Genomic DNA, 20,077 nt, shown 5'->3' with positions numbered 1-20,077 from the left:
CAATGATCTTTACAAACACATTTGTACGAAGTGGTATCGCTCATTTGCTTCAACGTGCTATGATTAGAAGCATAGGGAAGGAAGATAGCTTTCTAAATAAGGTCGATTTAAAAGGAGCAAAGGAAATGGAGAGAAGAAGCCGATCTCGAAAGAAAAAAGGGAAGAAAAATATTCTGTTAGCGGTTTTTTTGCTGTTTTTGATTAGCGGAGGGGTGTTTGCCTACAGCGTATATTCCTCTGTTCAAAATGCGCTGGATGGAATCGTGGATAAAGCTTCTCTGAAAGAATCGGATAAGCGTTCGCAGGATGTTTCACTGGAAAGGAAGGAGCCGTTTACTGTTTTGTTATTAGGTGTCGATGAGCGCAAAGGGGATAAAGGCCGCTCGGATACGATGATCCTTGCCTCTGTCAACGGCCAGGAAAATTCAGTGAAAATGGTAAGCATCCCTAGAGATACGCGAGTAGAGATTGCTGGAAAGGGTACGGAAGATAAGATCAATCATGCCTTTGCTTTTGGCGGAGTGGATATGGCGGCCAAAACAGTGGAAGCATTTCTCGATGTGCCTGTGGATTATTACGTTGAAATCAATATGGACGGCTTTAAAGATTTAGTTGATGCCGTAGGAGGCGTAACGGTCAACAGCCAATTTGCTTTTTCCTATGAAGGAGCCAGTTTCCCGGCTGGGGAAATTACTTTGAACGGGGAGGAAGCTCTCAAGTACACGCGCATGCGCTATGACGATCCCCAAGGAGATTTCGGACGCCAAGCCCGCCAGCGCCAAGTTATTGAGGGCATTCTCAATAAAGGAGCGAGCATCCAGTCCGTTTGGAAATACAATGATATTCTAGGAGCGCTGGAAAGGAATGTCCAAACCAATTTGACGGCCGATGAGGTGATGACCATTCGCAAGAACTACGCCGCGGCCCGGCATCAGATAGAACAAGTGCCAATCAAAGGCAGCGGGGAGAAGCAGGGAGGCGTTTATTATTACAACGTCCCGGATGATGAAAGGGAAAAAGTCTCTTCTCAGTTAAAGCAGCATTTGAATATGAAATGATCAGCAAAAGTTATAACGCTCTTTTAAAGGAGACAGATGAAAAATTCAACATCTGCATGGATCTTCAGCGAGCTTTTGATATATAAGAAAACTTGAAGGGATTCAAGCATGAAGCCCTGCCTTCTTATCGAAATGGGAGCTGGACAATCCAGGTTTTAGAGGCTCTTAATGAATGAAAGGCGGGGTTTGTAAAGTGAAATGCTTTTTTGAACCAGCAATGTTTAGAGCGGTTCCTGATACAAAAGGAACCGCTCTGTTTTTTTATTTAGAAATGGTGAAGTCATCAATGATGCGGCCGTCGCGTGCTTTGGCGAACAGACGAATGCCCCGGCTGCTAATTGCTACGTTTGTGTAGACTTGAGTTTTCTCGTCAAAGTATTGATCCATGTAGCTCTGAGGTGTAGCTGGATAAAACTTCTTTCCGGTTGATCCGGCGATGATGTAGGTTGTGCCATCTGCCGCTTTTTTCCCGTTTTTCAGCGGAAAGGTGCGGACGTAAGCATGATCATGTCCGGAGATAACTAAATCAATGCCAGCTTCATCAATCGCTTCCGGAAGCACTTCGCGGACGCTGCCGCTGCCGCCTTGCGGGTTGGAATAATAAGGGGCCCGGTGAAAGACGACGATTTTCCATTGTTTTTTCGAGCGGGCCATATCTTCTTTCAGCCAGCGGGCTTGGGTTTTCAGCCCTTCTTTTGTCGTTTCGGTGTTCAGAACGGCGAAGTGCGCGCTGCCATAGTCGAAGGAATAAACCGTTCCCTTGAATTCCTCTGGCCCGTTTTGCGGCATGCGGAACAGTTTTTTATAAGTCTCTACGCCGTTTCCGATGTTTTCATGGTTGCCGACTGCGGGAACGATAGGCGTGGAGGCGGCAAGATTTTGCTCCTTCATTGATTCAAAGAAGGCATTCCAATGCGAATAGAGATTGCCGTCATCAATCATATCGCCTACGTGCATCATAAAAGCGGCATCAGGGTCGTCTTTTTTCGATTGCTTAAGCAGCTCTGTGAAAATGCCGAAGCCATTTTCCGTTTGGTCCGGCGGTGCCTGCGTGTCCCCCATCAAGATAAAGCTGAAGGCTTCTTCCTGCTTGGCGGCGGCTGTGAACTCGGCCGGCTTGCTCCAGCCTTGCTCCGTCCCATCTCCTACTCGGTAAGTGTAAGCTTCCTTTGCTTTCAGTCCGCTGATCGCGGCATAGTGGACTTGGATTTCACCAGCATCGAAGGGATGCGGCTCGCTATGCCCTTTGATGCGGCGTACTTTTTTTCCGGAGAAACCTGTGCGTGTGTATTGATCCGACGGAACGAGTTCTACGATGGAGGCAGTCGTTGCAGGCGAAGTAGTCCAGGTGATGTTCATGGCCTTCTCTTTGCCGGCAAAAGTGATATTCGTCCGCTCCGGTTTGTGCGTTCCTAAGTGCTTGAGTACCTGGACCTTCGTTTGGTAACTATAGTGAGAGCCTTTGCTTGCCTGGATGATGAGCTCCCCCGGTACAAGGGCAAGCTTGTCCGTTTTCACTTCTCCTTTGCGGTCGGTTGTTCCGAGCTGCCAAGGTTCAACCGTCGCTTGACTGGCTCTGATCCAGCCCGTTTGGCCGCCCCGTTTCACTAAGAGCCATCCGCCCTTTTTCTCGAGGACGACCGCATAATCATGCTTGGCCAGCTTGACGATCACCTTGCTTGATGAATCGGCTTCGGCGTACATGTTCACTTCTTTTGCCTTCACTTTAGCTAAGTCCTTGCCGGCCGGGACGACTTGTATGGTGGCGTCTTTGACTGGATCACCTGCCTCATTTTTCACCTTGATCTTGGAAGGGAATCCGACCGACGCGCGGTCAATATCCATGGATAAATGAGCCTTTACATTCGCTTGAATGGATGGCATGAACACCGATATAGGCGCTTGCTTCCCAGTGAGCTGCAGCTGCCCTTCCACGAATTCAACGGTCAGGCCATCCTTGGCATCCATCGCTGTTTCCAATGGAATCACGCCGATTTCTTCGATGCGGTCAATCCGGGGGATGGTGTGTAAATCTTTTATTTCTAAATAGACACGGCCATCGGCATCGATTTCATTTCGAACGATGTGAGAGGCAGGGATGGCTTCATTCAATTGAAGAGCCGGTTCGGCGTTAAGCTGTTTTGGATCGAAGGCATACTCCAGCTTTAGGCGGCTGACGTTCTGAAGCTGGCTGCCGGTGAGCTGTATCGGATACGGACTGCCGACGTAGGCGTTTTCTGTAAATACGGGTTTTACACCGGCATGGCCGCTGTCGATTTCAAATTGCCATGTTTTCTCGCTTTCATTGCCGAAGCGGTCTTGGGTAACGGCTTTGACTTGATGATACCCGTCAAGCAAGGGCTCTTCAGGCACGTAAGAGAGGACGCCTGTTTTTTCGTCAAAGACGGCGTCGACCTTCTTCCCGTCCAGCTCCAAATAGGTCCGTTTGGGGTTGATCCCTGTTCCGCCTTCATTATCCTTGGCGGTAACGGCAATTTTCAGTTCATTTGTGGCAAGGACTTCATGATTCGATGGAAATTCCTGTGAGAGCTCCGGGTTCAGTAAATCATCGTTCGTTTCTCCGTAGACGGCACGAATATTGTCGATGTAGATAGTTCCAGCATTCTTATTATCGTTCTTTGTTTCCATCAGCCGGACAGCAAGATCAAGTTTAAGCGGTGTCGCTTTTCCGGCTGGAACAGCAGCCTCCACGTACTTCCATCCCTTCCAGTCCATGGCCGGGGTGAAATCGAGCGCAAAGGCATTGCCGTTGCTGTCCCGCATTTGTGCCCGCAGCCAGTGGCCTGCGCCGTCTCCATATACCCACATGCCGATTTTTTCAGGGTATCCTTCTATTTCAATATCTTCCTTCGTGTGAGCGTAAGCGCCTGAAGTGCCGATCGTTCCGGTGAAGTCATAATCGAGCTGAAGCGCGTGATTGCCGAAGCGTGCCGGCTCGGGATAAGTGGTTTGGCGAATGGTTGCGGAGTTGTAGCGGGCCCCGCTTGAGGTCCACTGGTCAAGGCCCTCTTCAAATGTTTCCAGAACCACGGGCAGCTTGCCGACTTGGACATCCATGGTATCCGATACGCCGCCGTATTGCACCGTGATCGTGCCGCTGACCATTTGATCAGCCGCTTGGAAAACGCCATGGCGGTCGATTGAGCCGATATTGCCGCTTGCTTTCCATCGGAAGTCATCAGCATTGGCATGCACGGCTCTTCCCTTCAAGAAGGCGGATGCTTTCAGCTGAACCTTTTCTCCTCTTTTGACCGTCAGTGCTTGCTGTGAAAGCTTCAGCTCGGATAATTGATCCGTCACGGCGATGCTGGCATCGCCTTTGGCACCGTTGGCATCGGCTGTAATTCGTCCGCTAGCGGAGACGCTGCCCGCTGTGAATTGCCCGTTCTCGTCCATGGTGCCTAAAGACCGGTCATTCACTGACCATTCAGGCTCCGTCTCCAGTTTGACCGGATTGTACCCGCTGTCCATTCCTTTAGCTGTGAAGGATTTCGTGCTGCCGGCGAGCATCAGGGTGTGATCAGGCTGAACGGCTAGCTGACTCAGTGCGCTTTCTTTGGCTGTTGAAACAACGAAGAAAGAGTTGGCCACCGGCCGCTCTTTGCCGTCTGAAGGGATGTTTTTTACAGAGAGCGCGGCCTCTCCCGGAGTGCGGCTGGCAAAGGTCGAGGAGCCGCCGCCGTCTAGGTTCAGCGCATCCTTAGCGCCGAGTTCATGCATGACATTTTGAAGTTCGAAAATCGTGATGCCTTCCGCGTACCCGGGCTGGCGTCCGTCTATGACAACGAAGAAAATGCTGCTGTCTTCCCGAATGCCAACCGCTGTCCGCGGAGCTTTAGCCGCAGTGAAGCTGTTTTCCTGAATCGGTGTTTTAGTTCCGTTCTTCATGAGAAGGATGTTGCCGCCGAGCGCCTGCTCGACATCCTCCCAACCTTTAGCTACGCTCGTTCGGAGTTCAATGGACTCGCCAGGGGTAAGCGTATCAAGAAAGTCCGCTGCTGCACCGCTGCCTGACAGAACGATTTCTCCTTCCCGGATCGGCTGGTTTCCTTCATTATGTATCACTTTTGCTACTCGGCCGCTTGCCTGGCCGATATGCCGGATGTCTTCTGTTATACCTTCTACAAGAACCTCTGTTCCGTTAGAGTCGGTTTTGGTCGTTTGCTGATCGGCTGTGTAGGCGATCAGCTGGTTCGCGCGGCGCGGCATGTTGATGCCGTCAATCGCTTGCTGCGCACCTGCTGTTTTAAATGAAAGGGAAGGATTCGGATAGCCAATGATTCCCTCACCGCTGGCCTTAATGCCGAAAGATTCTGAAGTTCCAGGCTTCAGCACGCGGCCGTCCTGGATGACTGCCCCGAGCGGAATGCCATTGGACATATTATAGAAATCGGCATTGACAGCGCCGATTTCTATAATATGTCCCGGTTTGGAAACATGGCTCGCTTGCTGGCGCACGGTTTGCATGCCAAATTCACTCTTATTCGGCATGCCCGCCTGCAAATGGATGTTGGGATTGGACGGGTCAATGTCCATGACAAATGCGCTTTGCCGTCCCGCCGTCCCGTCCAGCATTAAGCTCGTCTCCGTTACTCCGGGCGCAATCGTTCTCGTCCATTCATCTATAATTGTACCAAGCGTATTCTGCTCACCGATCTCCGCATGAGCGGATGGTTCTGTGCCGGCAAGCGGCATCCCAAGCGTCTGCCAGCTGAGAACAAACGCCAATAACAGAACGGCATACTTTCGGCGTAACTGCATATTCATTCCTCCTAAACTAGTAAATGATTCATGAATACTCTAGCAAGTGAATTTATGAAAACTATTAATTTATTGTGTAAATGTTGTAAACGAAGGAAAGATGATCCTTTTGTTTGATAAAAGAGGCTTGGATAGGTGTTTTTAACTAGAGGTTGTGTAGTGGAATGAAGTGTTTGTGCGGTTCTTTGCTGTGGATGCCAAGAGGGGAACGGATGGCAAACTGGGCAGCAGAGGAGACATTATTTAAGGGAAGGATTTCGTGATATAATTGGAGAAATGATCAGTCTAATATTTATCAGTATGGAACTACATGCCACTTAGCCGCGCTTGAAGTGGGGATTCCTGGAGCGTTAAGGACGAGAGTTGGGACTTATTTTTGCAAGGGATTCTTATTGTCTGGTGATACGAAAGTATCACGAGGAGCAGTCCAGAATCTTGTTTGACTAGTACCTAGGGATATTTTATAATTGATAAGCAATTGTGCAAAATCGTATAATCTCGTTGACAGTACGTTCAAGTTGATAAAATCTTCTAATTTACAGTATTTAAAGGATGGTTTAACAGAATGGCAGAACAGTTTAAGCGTCATATTATTCTCATAGCCTCTGTTTGTTTATTATGTTTGGGAACTGTGATTCCCCATTCATTAGTAGGCTCAGCAGTGTGTGCAGTTTTAGCTTTTGTCGCGTTTATGCGCCCCAAGATTGGGATTTATTTGTTACTGATCTATTTTCCTTTCCGTTCAATGGTGATAGAGTTCAATCCTGCGATGAAAATAGCCGGAGATGTAATCATTTTAGCAGCATTTATGAGGGTTGTTTGGATGGGGAGGAAAGATATCCCTTCATTATTTAAATTTTCAATATTTGAATGGGCGTTCTTTGCATTTATAGGAATCGGTTCAATCTCTGCTATTCTCTCAGATGTAAGCCTTCCTGCAATTATCTTCCAGATTAGAGCGTTCGTTATCACATATTTGCTCTTTTACATAGTGAAGCGTGTGAACATAGAAAAGACAGATGTGCGGCAGTTCATCTGGATAACTATTCTTGTAGCCGCTATGCTTACAATTCAGGGGCTTGTGGAAAAGATGTCCTTGAGAACACTTCTCATGCCTGAAGCTTGGGTGAACATGGTTCTATCTCCCAACAACAAAGTCCGTATTTACGGATTGATTAATAATCCAAATAGGCTAGCAATCTATTTAACATTTGCTATCATGTTTTTTGTGTACGTGTTTAATAAGGTTCCAAAGGGCAAAAAGCTTCCGTTGACTGTGCTTGCAGTATTCGTCACAGGTACATGGCTGTTAACTTACTCGAGAGGAACATGGTTAGCATTCTGTATCGGATTAGCCGTTTATTGGCTGTTAACACGCTACACAAAAAGAGCCGTGCAATCAATTGTTTTGATTGCCATCAGTTTTGTGGCTATTTTGTATCCAGTTACGCAAATTACCCAGTGGGTCGAAAAGTCAAATCTTTTAACAGATGACAATCCACAGGGGAATACAAGTCCCGAAGATGGGGATGAATTAAGTGAAAAAACCCGCATGGAGACCACATTCGACAAAGAGACAATTGAGTTAAGTAAAAGTTCAGGCCGACTATTTATCGTGAAAAAGGGACTAGAAGTGTTTAAGGATCACTTGATTATTGGAACAGGCTTCGCCACATTTGGTGACTCAGCAACCAAATCCTACTCTTCGCCAATATATAAAGAGTACGACATACCGCCAAATATTTATTCAGATAATCAATATATTCAAGTTATGGCTCAAACAGGTATTTTGGGGGTTATTGCCTTTGCAGTGTTTTTACTTGGCATGCTGGGGGCACTGTGGAAAAACCGGACGGTCAATAAAGATGGATCATTCCTAATGATTTCAATTTTACTCGGTATTTTCTTCCTTGGCCTTCTTTATAACATTTGGGAAGACAAAACATTCACTATCTATTATTTCCCTATGTTAGCCTATGTTTTATACCACCAAAGACAATTGGACAAAGCGTAAACAAAAGCACTTTCCTTCAAGGAAAGTGCTTTTTTGACAGAATTTACACGACCGGAGAAGCGATTCGTCCACTTACTTGTAGTATTTCCAGTAATGCTCGTAGAAGATAGCCGCTGTGCTATTAAAACCGGATTTGTTTTTCACTTCACTTGGTGAGAAGTAGAAAGAGACTGCTTTTTGCTGTTTTGGTGCCAGTTTAAGATTTTGGTATTCTCTTGCTGTCCGGGCTTGAGCGATTAACTTACCGTTAATGTAAAGGGCATATCTCCCTTTAATATTCTGAACGGTATTGTTGGAGTTGTTATAGAGAATCAAGTTCATCTTTAAACGTCCATCTGATTGCATTTGAGCGCCTGTCACATCCGCTTGCACTCCTAAACGAAAACGGGCTTCTAATGTTCGTGCTACAAATACGGCAAATTCAGAGCGGTTAATAGATTTGTTCGGCAGGAAGTATCCGTTGCTGCCTTGAGTAATTCCGTTTCCGTATAAAGCTTGTACATATTTGTAATACCACATATTGCTTTTCACATCTTTAAATGACGCTGTAAAAAACGATTTTAAGCCAAAGCTTTCTGTAAGAATCTTTGCCATTTGCGATCTAGTCAGCTTCCCGTCCGGCTTAAAGAAGGGAGCTTTGCTGAATACACCGAACTTAGTGAGGACGGCTATTTCTTTATAAGCGGGATGGTTCGTTGGAATATCGCGGAAACCGGGATTGGGTGCTGGTACATTCATTAAATTCAAGGTTTTGGCTAGAATGCGTGCAGCTTGTCCGCGGGTTATGGAGTCCTTCGCTCCATATCTTCCATTTTTATAGCCTTGAATGTATCCCTTATTTATCAAGTAATCAATTTCTTTTCTTGCCCAGTAGTTAGAGGGCACATCTTTGAATTTGGACGCTTTTTTTGCGGCAAATTGGTGAGCCGCTTCTTTAACGATCGCAGTTCCAGTGATTTTTCCTGCTTCTTGAGCGGCTGCGGAAGGGCTTGCAGCTGCTGAAATAAAGAGCGTAAACATTAGAACGGCGGTGAATAAAAATCGGACAGGTCTTTTCATTGGTTCCTCCTATAAAATAATTATATTTCTTTCCCTGTCATTTATAATTAGCAGTTAATCAAAAGTTTTCCTTTATAAAAAACAAAATGAGTTCTTTTATCCTAATAATTTGACTTCCCAAATAATAAATCACTCCGAAAGTACCTTCTTATAAGTGAATAAATAGAATATCTGTATAAACTTAGCTTAGCAACAAAAGTCAGGGAGACAAAATCAACGCCATTTTTTCAAGTGAGGTGCAGGAAAAATGGATGTTGCCACGATACCCAAAATCTCACCTTTTGATGAGTTTGGTTTTATTGTAGGTCCCCTGCAGGATTCTATTGGAAAGCGGTGAATGGACCATATGGTGCAGTGGAAATTTAGTACCCTTCCAGGTATGAAGCAGAGGTGTATAATAAACCAAATAGAGGCTATAAAGGCAGTGTAAAATAAATTTCATTCTTTAACAGTTTACATCAGCTATTCCGAAGACTATGGAGTGAACGTATATGGATGTGTCAAACGGTAAGTATAAGAAGAGGGTTTAATGATGAAGATACGCTGACTGTATATGCAGAAAAAGATGGTTGGTGTGGTTTGGGGAGCAGTTCTTGGGTGAAAGGTGCCCACGCAGTGGTTATTTTATAAGTTTATAACGCTGTTGAAAAAATAGTGCACTCTATAGAACGCATAATCGTGCTTCATGATGTGGCTGTGTATCAGGTTTGTATTGAGCTCCAGTCCGCTTAAAGGAAAACGAAAGAACTCCATTTGACTTATTGCTTCAATTTTTCCCCACCCGCTAGCCAGTCATTTCTAATGAGTCTCCAATAAGTCGTAATCACTTTCTCTCTTGATTATAAAGGCGGATTAAGCATTTATTCAGGAGGGAGATTGTTTTCTTTGCTTTAATCATTTCTATTGCTTGAAATCATTCTATTGAACATATAAATCGGAACGAGGCGTGGAATGAAGACTTACATAAGCTGTCATCCGTTCATTGAGCAAGGTTTGGATTTTTACTGAAATCAGCTGTGCTAGAGTTCGCTTGTAAAGTTGCACGCCATTGTATATGATTAAAATTTTGAAATCTGGAGGGCACAGTTTGAAATATGTAAAGCTTATTAAGAGAATAGCGGTCCGTTTCTTTGCGGAGCGTTTCTTTGATCAGGCGGCGCAAACAGCTTATTATTTGCTGTTATCTGTCATCCCTTTTCTTATTTTTATGCTGTCTTTGCTCAGTTTTCTTCCGGTAAAAGAAGGAGATATTTTGGGCTTTGTTAAGCCATATGCTCCGGCTGATACGGCTGCACTTATTCAGGAGAATGTGCAGGCGATTTTGAAGAGGGATAAAGCGAAGATTCTTTCAGTCAGCTTTCTATCTACTCTGTGGCTATCTTCTATGGCCATTCAGTCGCTCGTCCGCTCTCTCAATGATGCATATAATGTACAGAAACGCCTTTCTTTTTTTGCAGGACTTCTGCGGGATTTAGGTGTGACATTGATCTTCATGTTTCTCGTGCCGCTATCCTGGCTGATTCCGCTGGCGGAGGAATTTCTTCATCAGCTGCTCTTTGATGGGCTCTCCTTCTATTTCATGACTTGGACATCGCTTAAATGGGGACTGGGCACCGTCTTTTTATTTCTTTTTTTTATCGTGTTTTATAAAGTGCTCCCTAATGGAAAACAGCCGCTACGCTCCGTTATGCCGGGAGCTTTGTTCGCCGCAGTTGGCTGGCAGGCTGTATCCGTCATCTTTGGGGAATATGCCGGTATCGTTAATTACTCGCGCATTTATGGCCAACTGTCGGGGATTATTATTTTGACGCTTTGGTTCTACTTAACAGCCGCCGTATTGCTTCTTGGCGGACTGATCAACGTAGAGCGGGTGCAGAACGGGAAGCCAAAAGAGTCTGGGACATAACTAAATTTGCTGTCATGAAAGCCGAATCATTGTGTTTAATAAAAAACATGAAAAACGATAAAACCGAACTATTACGAAACTCTAAAGGAGAGTTCTAAATAATAGTTCGGCTTTTTTATTAGCTGAAAACCTTTTGTCCCAGCCTCTTTTGTTTTATCCCGCAAGCAAGCGCCGTAAACTCCCTCTTCCAGAATGGCATGTGGAACTAATGGTTAAGCGGGAGCTCACTACACCTAAATATCCGATCCGTTCAAGCCTGCATGATGCGGGATTATAAGCCTTTATTCTACTTTGCAACAGCGGGGGAGGAAAGCCCCCGCTGTTTGAAGGTTCACTGTATTTCGCTATCATTCTAGCAATTGTTTCAGCTGATTCATACAGAAAGTTACAAAATAGTTATATGATGCTAAAAAATTTAAAAATCGGACAGGAGTATAAGAAGAATAGAGGGGTGGAATTAGTTATTTGGATCTACTTGCCGAAGTGGAAGAAGCCTTTTTCTTATTTTCCCGACGGCTTGCTTTTTCCACTTCTTGACGGCTGAGAGAGAGACGTTTTGCTGAGCGGCGATTTCCGCCATCGTCATTCCTTTGTAGAATGTCAGCAGAAGCCAGGTTGTTTCTCTGTCCGTTAAGCCACGAGCGTACGCGAGCAACGTCTCTAGTTCGAGTGCTTTTTCGCCTTGCTCATCGGCTGTGCCCTCCCAAAAGCATTCCTTGGGATAGACATATCGCTGTTCCCGGCGCGCCGACTTCTTTAAGGCATCCAGCATCCGCCCCCTTATACACGTATAGGCGTAGCTGGAAAACTTTCCTTTCGCTTGATCGAAATTTTGATCGGCTTCCCAAAGGGCAATGCGGCCAATTTGCAAAAATTCTTCGCGGTTTTTGTAAATACGGAGGGTCTTCATCACATGGTGAATCATCGGCGAATACGTCTCCAGCAAATCTTCAAAGCGTTCCATTTTCAACATCCTTAGCGGAAAGCGCGCCATCCCATTATTCCCGGGTGATCTTCATCTTAGAGAAAATCCTGCGGATAAGCGAATCCGCTATTTGTCAAAATGGAGAGAGGAAAAACAGTTTTTGTTCTCTACAAAGATTTATATACTCGCTGTGTAACTGGTTAATTCAAAAAATTTCAAAAAAATATGGAGAGAAAAACGGATTGCTTTTCTCTCCATATTCGGGAAGGGGGGGAAGTCAATGCTACACTGTGACGGCATCCTGCTGGTCATGACAGCCGGACAGATCCAGCTCGCCTGAGAGGATGCCAGGAATGACTTCTTCTAATCCGATGTTTATTTTGCGAATGACGCGGCTATCGGTTAGGTTCAGTTCTTGTTCGAAGGCATGGGCATGGTAAGAAATCACTTCGCGTCGGTCTTGGCTGGTTCGAATGACGCCGGGCAGCCTGCAGTCAAGAGGGCGATCAAGCCAATAGCGGACAAACTTTGAGGCAAGATCATCTTTTTCAAACAGGCCAAGCAAGGCGCCTTGGCGAATGAACAGCAAATAATCCGCCAGTTTGTGAATATCATGCAGCTGGTGGCTTGTGAATAGGATGGTGCGTTCGGCGTCTTCTTCCATGAGATCGACGAGTTCGTCAATGATGAATTTTTGAGCCAATAAGTCAATTGAAGCAGCGGGCTCATCAAGCAGCAGCAAATCTTTCCGCTGTGCCATTGTCAAGGCCAGCATCCATTTTTTCTGGGAGCCGGGAGAAAGACTGTCCAAACGACGATTTAAAGAAATCTGGAGTGCCTGCATTGAACGGTTGAAGCGCTGGTGATCAAAAGCTGGAGAAAAATGAGCGGTTAAGGCCAAGATTTCCTCCCCAGTTAATCGGCCGCAGCCAGTCATGACTTGAGGCTGATAAGCGATTCGTTCTCTCCAGCTGTGATCGCCGAGCTGTCTTTCTTTTCCAAAAAGCTGAATAGAGCCTGAATCAGCTTTGATCAGCCCGAGGATCATTTTCAGCAGCGTGCTTTTTCCTGATCCATTGTCGCCAATCACGGCGACTGTGCTGCCGGCTGGAATGTCTACGTTCATCGGTCCAATACTGAGTTCTCCCACTTGTTTGCTTACTTGCTCCATCCTTATGATACTCACTCTTTTCTCCTCCTTTCGTTCAGTCGTTCGCTGAATAGCTGAGCAATCTCTGATAAGGAATAATCGTGCTGAAGCCCGACTTCAATAGCGCGCTCCATGGCTTCGTATACCGTTTTTTCTTTGATCTCTTTTTTTACTGATAAAGCGACTTCTGCCACGAATGTTCCTCTCCCTTGAATTGTTTGAATAAATCCCTTTTGCTCTAAGTCCTGATAAGCTCTTCTCGTCGTAATCACGCTGCATCCTAATTCTTTTGCAAGTGTCCTGATGGAAGGAAGTGCCGTTCCCGCCGGCAGCTGTCCTCCAGATATCAGCGCTTTCACTTGAGTTTCGATTTGATGATAAATCGGTTCTCTGCTATTCTGGGAGATCTGAATCGGCAATGTCATAAGAGCATCTCCCCTTTAAAAGTAATCATTCGTACGGATTTTTTTTATGGCATACCAATAGGCTAGCCGATAGCTGATGACGGTTGCGATCGCTGTGACCGCAACCGTCACAGCAGGAGCGCTTTTCAAAAGAGCAATGGAGCCTTCTACGATCCCCTGATTGGCCAAAAAATAATATAAGGCTGCTGCTGCGAAGAAACTCCCATAAGATAAAACAGAGACTGCAATCAATTTATTGCGGGGAAGAAGGTCGCCTACTTCTGATGTCGGAATAGCAGAGCCGATGAGCAAACCGATCAGCAGCCAAAAGAGGAAAAAGCTTAAGGATTCGCTTAGCGATAAAGAAGTATTGGGATCGGTCTGCCAAACAAGCAATCCCCCTATTAAAAGTCCATTTGTCAAAAGGTACAGTACCGAGTTGGAAAGAAAGCGGCTTTTCACGAGCACTTCTTCTGGAATGGGCTGTTGCAGCAAAAAGTTAAAATAGCTTACCCCCCAGAAATCTCCTGAGATACGGGTGACTTGGTACTCTTTCTTGCGGCAGGAAATCGGCAGCATCGCAATGGCTCCGATGAAGAAACCATCATATAGAATATTTGCACCAACCTGATCGGAAACAGGGGTTAATACAATGAGTAGGATGATGTACATAAGCAGAATGAAAACAGAGGAAAACAAATTGGTCATCTTCTTGAGCTCCATTCGGCTTAACCACCAAGCCTCGCGCCAGCCGGCATTCATCATTTCATAGCCTCCTTAGGTTTACTGTATATATGTTTATATACATATATTATATAATGGATCAAAAAAATGCAATGGTCTTGCCTATAATCCCCCGCATTTAGGGGATCTGAAAAGAGAAATAAGCTATACACTGTGAAGAGGGGAAAAAGCAGGACAAGCAGCTCAGAAGTCAGATCTTCCGGAACAAGTCTTACACAATTGATTCACTCAACATCGGGAAGAAAAAACTTCTCTACTCTGAAAAATTAATGAAAATAAACCCATTACTGCCAACCATTTATTATTTACGAACCATTTGGAAGGTGATAGAATCTTTTTTAATAAATTGAAGAAGAGGAGATAGACTTTTGAACAAGTATTCTTTATTCACCGCTACGGCGGCGGCTACAGTAGCTGTTTCTAGTTTAGCCACACCAGTGAGTGCGGAGTCTGGCCATCCGTTTACAGACGTTGGGAAACGATACGATGAAGCGGTTAGTTTTTTATATGAAAACGAAATAGTGCGGGGGATTTCGTCCGAAAAATTTGGTACAAGCCAAACGTTAACACGCGGCGATGCGGCTGTTATTTTAGCTAATATGCTCATGCTTGATACAGAGAACGCACCAGATGCCGGATTTAAAGATTTAAATGCCCGTATAAGAGGATCTGTTAATGCCCTTGCTGAAATTGGGGTGATTTCTGGTGTGACAAAAACCGAGTTTAAGCCGGGGTTAACACTGAGCCGCGGCGCGATGGCTAAATTTCTTGCGACAGCATTTGAGCTGGAAGAATATGCGGAGAAAACACCATTTACGGATGCTGGTGGCGTATTTAAGCCTTATATTGAATCGCTGTATGGAGCAGGCATTACATCAGGCAAGACCAGCACATCATACGGCACAAACCTTCATATTACTCGCGGCGAATTTGCCAATTTGTTATATGGAACCTATCTCTTTGTGCTAGAAAATTCTTATTTCCCATCCGTTTCCAAGGCGCAGGTAACTTCTGCTGCCCAGACGAAAATTCACTTGACTGAAGCAGTGCCGGAGGAATACACAGCAGATGATGTACTGGCTTACCTGTATTTCCGCGTTCAATACAGTAACGGAAGTGAAGCAGAATTTGAACCGGCTTCTTATTCTCTTTTAGCAGACCGTAAAACGCTCATCATCGACCATACGAATCTATCATTAGCCGGTAAAAAAGGAACGGTGATCATTGATGATCAAGAAACTGAAACAAAAGCTTCCTTTGATTTTACAGCGGTGAAAACCTCTTCAAGTGCCAATGTGGATTCTTCGTTTACCTATACAGATGGCCTGCCTGCAACGCAAGCAACAAAGTAAATAAACACTGGAAAAGTCCGCATTAGGCGGGCTTTTCCAGTGTTTTATTTTTTAAAGGCTGCCATTTTATTCGCTTAATCGCTTATTGAACCAAGAAAAACCAATCAAACAGCCGGCGGGCACACCCGGGGAATATCGGGATGGCCTGCCGGCTGTTTTTTAGGGAAATCTGTTATTTTCTCATGGCTTTCAATTGGTTCATCAGCTTGTCGCGTGATTTCTGGTTTCGCAGCAGATAGGCAGCGCCGAGGGCCACGGTCGTTAAGAGTGTTTTATTTTTCATATGGAGTCCTCCTTTTTAGTTAGTCTTTCCCTCCAGAGGCGTAAATTAAACGAAACCATGCAGCGGAAACTATCCGAATAGTTTGACTATTCTATAAATGCTTGAAAGAGTGAAGCGTTTGCGGTAAAATTTAGCGGCTATACATACTAAAGTAGGAGGGGTCGCATATGAGTATTAGGAAGAAATTAATCATATTCGCTATTATCATTTTACTAGTTCCGTGTATCAGTATAGGTGCTTTTTCTTATATATCAGCCAAAAAGCAAATTGAACAAGAGTTTAATGAACAAGCGAAGTCTCAAGTGCAATTGGCGAACCGTTTAGTGAATCAATCCTTCTTGCAGGAGAAGGAAAAGGCATCTTTTCTAAGCGAATTAATGAATCAGTCTATGGCAACGGAGAAGAACGCTGCCCAGCTGCGGGCGCATCTGGCCAAGTTCAAAAAGACGAACCCGAACATTAAAGCGGTCTTTATCGGCTATGAAAACGGGGTATACAAAAATGAGCCCGCTAATAAAGTGCCTGGCGGCTTTGTGGCCAAGGAGCGCCCTTGGTATCAAGAAGCAGTCAAGCATCAGGGAAAGCCGATTATCACGGCTCCTTATAAAGATGCTATCACAAATGCGACGGTCGTAACCGTAGCGCACCAGCTCGCGGACGGCAGCGGAGTTGTTGCCTTTGATTATAATGTCGAGCATATCAAGGAGCAAATCTTAAATAGTAAAATCGGGAAGAAGGGCTATTTATTCGTTACGAACGAAGAGAATGAAGTGTTATTCCACCCTCAGTGGGGCGATGATGGCTATTCATTAAATGAAGGCATCGCAGGCAAATTAGGCAATCAGGCAAAGGGAGCGTTTACAGCCCAAGAAAACGGCGCAGAGAAAGGCTTTATATTTGATAGCAATGAAGCAACGGGCTGGAAAGTAGCAGGCGCTTATTCGCTTGCCGAAATAGAAGAAAAAGCTCAGCCGATCTTTAATATCACCTTATTGGTTATCATTCTGGCAGTGCTTATCGGCGGAGTCTTCACTTATTTTCTAATCGCAAGCATTACGAAGCCGCTAAGAAAGCTGGTGAAAGCAACGAAGGAAGTGAGTGCTGGCGACTTGACGAAAAATGTGGATATTACATCCAAAGATGAGCTAGGGGAGGTCGCCCAAACCTTTAACGCCATGGTCGATTCATTAAAGTCGATTGTGGGCCATATTGGCGATAGCTCGGATCATCTAGCGTCAGCCAGTGAACAAATGTCCGCTCACTCCCGGCAAACGGAGCAATCAATGAGCGCTACAGCTGAAAAAATTGCCCATATTGCCGATGGCTCTCAAAGACAGATGGAGAGTGCTGAAGAAACCGCACGGGCGATGGAGGAAATATCCTCCGGGGTTCAGCGAGTGGCGGAAAGCTCGGCAGAAGTGTCTGAGGCCTCGGTGCAAACGACGAGAGAAGCCCAGAATGGCCGTGAGAAGCTTGAAAATGTCCTTCAGCAGATGAATACGATTAAGGCATCGGTTCATGAAGGCGTTACGGAAATTAAGAAATTAAACGTTCATTCTGATGAAATTGGACAAATTATCTCTGTTATTACGCAAATTTCCGAACAGACCAATTTATTGGCCTTAAATGCAGCGATTGAAGCCGCAAGGGCCGGAGAGCACGGCAAAGGATTTGCTGTGGTCGCTGATGAAGTCCGCAAGCTGGCGGAGGAGTCGAAGGAGTCGGCTGGTCAAGTGGCGCTTTTAATTAAGGCCATTCAAAAGGCGACCGCTTATTCGGCAGCTATCATTGAAAAGAATGAAAGTGAAGTGGAGGATGGCATTCAGCTCACAGCGGATGCAGCGCAGGCATTCGAGGAGATTCTGCAGTCGATTGAAGCGGTCACATCCCAAATTCAAGAGGTATCTGCTACAGCAGAAGAGATGTCTGCAAGCTCCGAAGAAGTGACCGCTTCTGTAGAAGAGATGGCGGATATCGCCAGAAAATCCGCGCAAGCGACAGAAGATGTGGTGCAATTGTCTGAAGAGCAGCTGCAATCGACAAAGGATAACACAAAGGCGGTAGAGCAGCTGAATCATCTGGCAGGCGAACTTCATCAGTCTATTCTCCGTTTTAAAGTGTAAAAGTAAAATAAGTGATTAGGAAGCTGACCCTATAGTGGTCAGCTTCTTTTTAATTGGCAGCTAATAGGCGAAAATGAAGGTTTTAACGGACAGGAAATATCAGATTATTTCTTCTTTTTTTATGCTAAGAGTGGTATAATTTTTCAAATAAATCATTTCACCGTAGAAGGTAACCAGTGAGCAAGGAGTGAAAGTGTAATGAAGGTATGTAAGTTTGGGGGAACATCAGTAGCAAGCGCTGAGCAGATCAAAAAAGTTGCCGCGATCATTAAGCAGGATGCTTCACGAAAAATCGTGGTCGTTTCCGCGCCGGGAAAACGTTCGGACGATGATGTGAAAGTGACAGATTTACTCATTTGCCTGGCCGAGGCTGCTCTGGCGCAAGAGAAAGTCGATAGGGAGCTTGCAGCAGTCGTAAACCGTTATGCAGAAATCGCTGCCGGGCTCGGGCTGGATCATCAAATTGTGCAAGTGATCGAAAGCGATCTTCGTGACCGTCTCACCCACAGCCGCGAGAACCGCGACTTGTTTGTCGATCAATTAAAAGCAAGCGGGGAGGACAACAATGCTAAATTGATCGCGGCCTATTTTTCAAGCGTCGGCTTGGAGGCGGAGTATGTCAATCCAAAGGAAGCCGGATTGGTGGTGAGTGATGAGCCTGGCCGCGCCCGTGCCTTGCCGGAGGCTTATGAAAATTTAAGCCATCTGCGCGGAAAAAAAGGCATTGTCGTGTTTCCCGGATTTTTCGGCTATACGCCAGATGGGGTGATGATGACGTTTGCTCGCGGGGGATCAGATATTACCGGGTCCATTCTTGCGGCGGCTGTGGAAGCGGAGTTATATGAGAACTTCACGGATGTGGATTCCGTTTATGCGGCCAATCCAAAGGTAGTGGATCGCCCCGCCGAAATTAAACGGATGACCTATCGGGAAATGCGCGAGCTATCATACGCTGGATTCTCTGTCTTCCACGATGAAGCCCTCATGCCAGCATTCCGGCATTCTGTGCCTGTATGCATTAAAAATACCAATAACCCGTCAGCAGAAGGAACGCTGATCGTGGCGGAGCGTGAATATTCCAATAGCCCGGTGAGCGGCATTGCGGCGGATGGAGGCTTTTCGACCATTTATGTCAGAAAGTACTTAATGAACCGAGAGCTTGGCTTTGGCCGCCGCCTGCTGCAAATTTTAGAGGATGAGCATATTTCTTTCGAACACACTCCGTCCGGCATTGACGATTTATCGGTGATCGTGCGCAGCCATCAGCTCACTCCTGAGAAAGAAGCACGGATTATTTCCAGATGCCGCAAAGAATTATTAGTGGATGATGTACATATTGAGCATCACTTTGCGATGGTTGTACTTGTGGGGGAAGGTATGCATAATACACTGGGATTATCAGCGAGAGCTACGGCAGCTATCTCGCGCGTGGGCGCCAATATCGAAATGATTAACCAAGGCTCCTCCGAAGTCAGCTTAGTCTTTGGGATTCATGAAGAAGACACCGAAAAAGTATTAAAAGAGCTTTATAAGGAATTTTTCAGTTCCTCCGCAGTGGTCGAAGCTTAATTCCTTTTGCAAGAGACAGAAAAACCGGTGCAAGAGCACATCATTGTTCTGCATCGGTTTGATTTTGACAGTGCATATTTTGCGAGACTTTGGCACTGGCGCGGGTGATGGTGGTTAAAATGTTGGCATGCTCCTGGGTGTGCACCATATACATTGCTTTAATGTAGGGGCTTCTGCTGTCATTTACGACATACTTCGCCGGAAGATGGTTCAATGAAAGCGCCAATACATCATCTAAGCAGCGTTCACATCTGCAGGACAGATGCAAGTGGTCCAAATGCTCCTCAATCACTTCTTTCACAATATCTTCCATAACATTTTTTACAGCCATATAAACCCTCCATAAAAACCTCCCGGGGGACAGCCCCAATCGTTTTCCGAATAATAAGCGGGATGGTTCGATTGATTTTCGATTAATAGTTATATCGGAAAAAAGTTCCTATTGTTTAGCTTTTTCCTCTTCGCTGCCGCATCAAATAAAAAGTGCCCAATGCTGGATGATTGGGCACTTTCTTTCTGTGAAGATTTATTTAGGGAGCTTGTCCAAAATACTGTTATGATTCATGCGCAAGCGATGAGAATTTTGGTAGGATTTGCGCAGCTGCTGCTTGTCTAAGCGTTCTTTAAGCTTGGGCAGTACAACAGCGAGTATCAGCCCGTAAGTCATTAATTTCTTTGCATTCATCTTTCTTCATCTCCGTCCTTAAA

The 20,077-nt window shown here is 45.5% G+C and carries 14 protein-coding genes and 1 pseudogene; 7 read left to right on the top strand and 8 right to left on the bottom strand.

The window, feature by feature from the left end:
- Window positions 1–2: 2 nt before the first annotated feature.
- Window positions 3–1,058: an LCP family glycopolymer transferase gene (locus tag CEF20_RS13400; RefSeq protein WP_232713528.1), complete on the top strand. Its 1,056-nt coding sequence runs from the start codon at window positions 3–5 to the stop codon at window positions 1,056–1,058.
- A gap of 261 nt (window positions 1,059–1,319) precedes the next feature.
- On the opposite strand, the gene CEF20_RS13395 is transcribed toward CEF20_RS13400, so the two are convergent.
- Window positions 1,320–5,840 (bottom strand): phosphodiester glycosidase family protein, encoded by a 4,521-nt coding sequence (locus CEF20_RS13395; protein ID WP_198508533.1) that lies wholly within the window; start codon window positions 5,838–5,840, stop codon window positions 1,320–1,322.
- Window positions 5,841–6,405: 565 nt separating this feature from the next.
- On the opposite strand from CEF20_RS13395, the gene CEF20_RS13390 reads away from it, so the two are divergent.
- Entirely contained in the window at window positions 6,406–7,854 is a 1,449-nt protein-coding gene (locus CEF20_RS13390; RefSeq protein ID WP_100332421.1) for an O-antigen ligase family protein, read from the top strand.
- Window positions 7,855–7,926: 72 nt separating this feature from the next.
- Here the strand turns inward: CEF20_RS13390 and CEF20_RS13385 are convergent, their stop codons facing one another.
- On the bottom strand, window positions 7,927–8,913 hold the full coding sequence (locus CEF20_RS13385) for an S-layer homology domain-containing protein (protein WP_100332420.1): 987 nt from the start codon (window positions 8,911–8,913) through the stop codon (window positions 7,927–7,929).
- 1,087 nt (window positions 8,914–10,000) lie between these two features.
- Between CEF20_RS13385 and CEF20_RS13380 the strand changes: the two genes are divergently transcribed.
- Complete coding sequence (locus tag CEF20_RS13380) at window positions 10,001–10,819, top strand: YihY/virulence factor BrkB family protein (RefSeq protein WP_232713527.1); 819 nt, start codon at window positions 10,001–10,003, stop codon at window positions 10,817–10,819.
- Between the two features lie 457 nt (window positions 10,820–11,276).
- Here CEF20_RS13380 and CEF20_RS13375 read toward each other — a convergent pair whose 3' ends face one another.
- The 4 genes from CEF20_RS13375 to CEF20_RS13360 all read right to left on the bottom strand — a co-directional run bounded on the left by CEF20_RS13375 (window position 11,277) and on the right by CEF20_RS13360 (window position 14,063).
- Complete coding sequence (locus CEF20_RS13375) at window positions 11,277–11,783, bottom strand: sigma-70 family RNA polymerase sigma factor (RefSeq protein WP_100332419.1); 507 nt, start codon at window positions 11,781–11,783, stop codon at window positions 11,277–11,279.
- Between the two features lie 244 nt (window positions 11,784–12,027).
- Window positions 12,028–12,930, bottom strand: coding sequence for an ATP-binding cassette domain-containing protein (locus CEF20_RS13370; RefSeq protein ID WP_100332418.1), 903 nt, complete (start codon window positions 12,928–12,930; stop codon window positions 12,028–12,030).
- Window positions 12,927–13,319 (bottom strand): GntR family transcriptional regulator, encoded by a 393-nt coding sequence (locus CEF20_RS13365; protein ID WP_100332417.1) that lies wholly within the window; start codon window positions 13,317–13,319, stop codon window positions 12,927–12,929. The genes CEF20_RS13370 and CEF20_RS13365 overlap by 4 nt, the downstream gene beginning before the upstream one ends.
- A gap of 15 nt (window positions 13,320–13,334) precedes the next feature.
- Entirely contained in the window at window positions 13,335–14,063 is a 729-nt protein-coding gene (locus CEF20_RS13360; RefSeq protein ID WP_100332416.1) for a hypothetical protein, read from the bottom strand.
- A gap of 347 nt (window positions 14,064–14,410) precedes the next feature.
- Between CEF20_RS13360 and CEF20_RS13355 the strand changes: the two genes are divergently transcribed.
- The 4 genes and pseudogenes from CEF20_RS13355 to CEF20_RS13345 all read left to right on the top strand — a co-directional run bounded on the left by CEF20_RS13355 (window position 14,411) and on the right by CEF20_RS13345 (window position 19,369).
- The gene (locus CEF20_RS13355) at window positions 14,411–15,394 is read left to right on the top strand and encodes an S-layer homology domain-containing protein (RefSeq protein WP_100332415.1); all 984 of its coding nucleotides are present in this window, start codon (window positions 14,411–14,413) and stop codon (window positions 15,392–15,394) included.
- A gap of 450 nt (window positions 15,395–15,844) precedes the next feature.
- Window positions 15,845–16,858 (top strand): annotated as a pseudogene (locus tag CEF20_RS17545) (HAMP domain-containing protein); the annotation flags it as partial.
- Complete coding sequence (locus CEF20_RS17540; RefSeq protein WP_408607826.1) at window positions 16,853–17,800, top strand: methyl-accepting chemotaxis protein; 948 nt, start codon at window positions 16,853–16,855, stop codon at window positions 17,798–17,800. The pseudogene CEF20_RS17545 and the gene CEF20_RS17540, both read left to right, overlap by 6 nt.
- 198 nt (window positions 17,801–17,998) lie before the next feature.
- Window positions 17,999–19,369, top strand: a complete 1,371-nt coding sequence (locus tag CEF20_RS13345) for an aspartate kinase (RefSeq protein WP_100332413.1) — start codon at window positions 17,999–18,001, stop codon at window positions 19,367–19,369.
- A gap of 40 nt (window positions 19,370–19,409) precedes the next feature.
- Here the strand turns inward: CEF20_RS13345 and CEF20_RS13340 are convergent, their stop codons facing one another.
- Window positions 19,410–19,700: a late competence development ComFB family protein gene (locus tag CEF20_RS13340; RefSeq protein WP_100332412.1), complete on the bottom strand. Its 291-nt coding sequence runs from the start codon at window positions 19,698–19,700 to the stop codon at window positions 19,410–19,412.
- 195 nt (window positions 19,701–19,895) lie between these two features.
- On the bottom strand, window positions 19,896–20,054 hold the full coding sequence (locus CEF20_RS16690; RefSeq protein ID WP_157796285.1) for a hypothetical protein: 159 nt from the start codon (window positions 20,052–20,054) through the stop codon (window positions 19,896–19,898).
- Window positions 20,055–20,077 lie beyond the last annotated feature (23 nt).

It is taken from the genome of Bacillus xiapuensis (assembly GCF_002797355.1).
Taxonomy (GTDB): Bacteria; Bacillota; Bacilli; order Bacillales; family Domibacillaceae; genus Bacillus_CE; species Bacillus_CE xiapuensis.
Note: the sequence above shows the minus strand (reverse complement) of the source record. Positions and strands in the feature narration are given on the sequence as shown.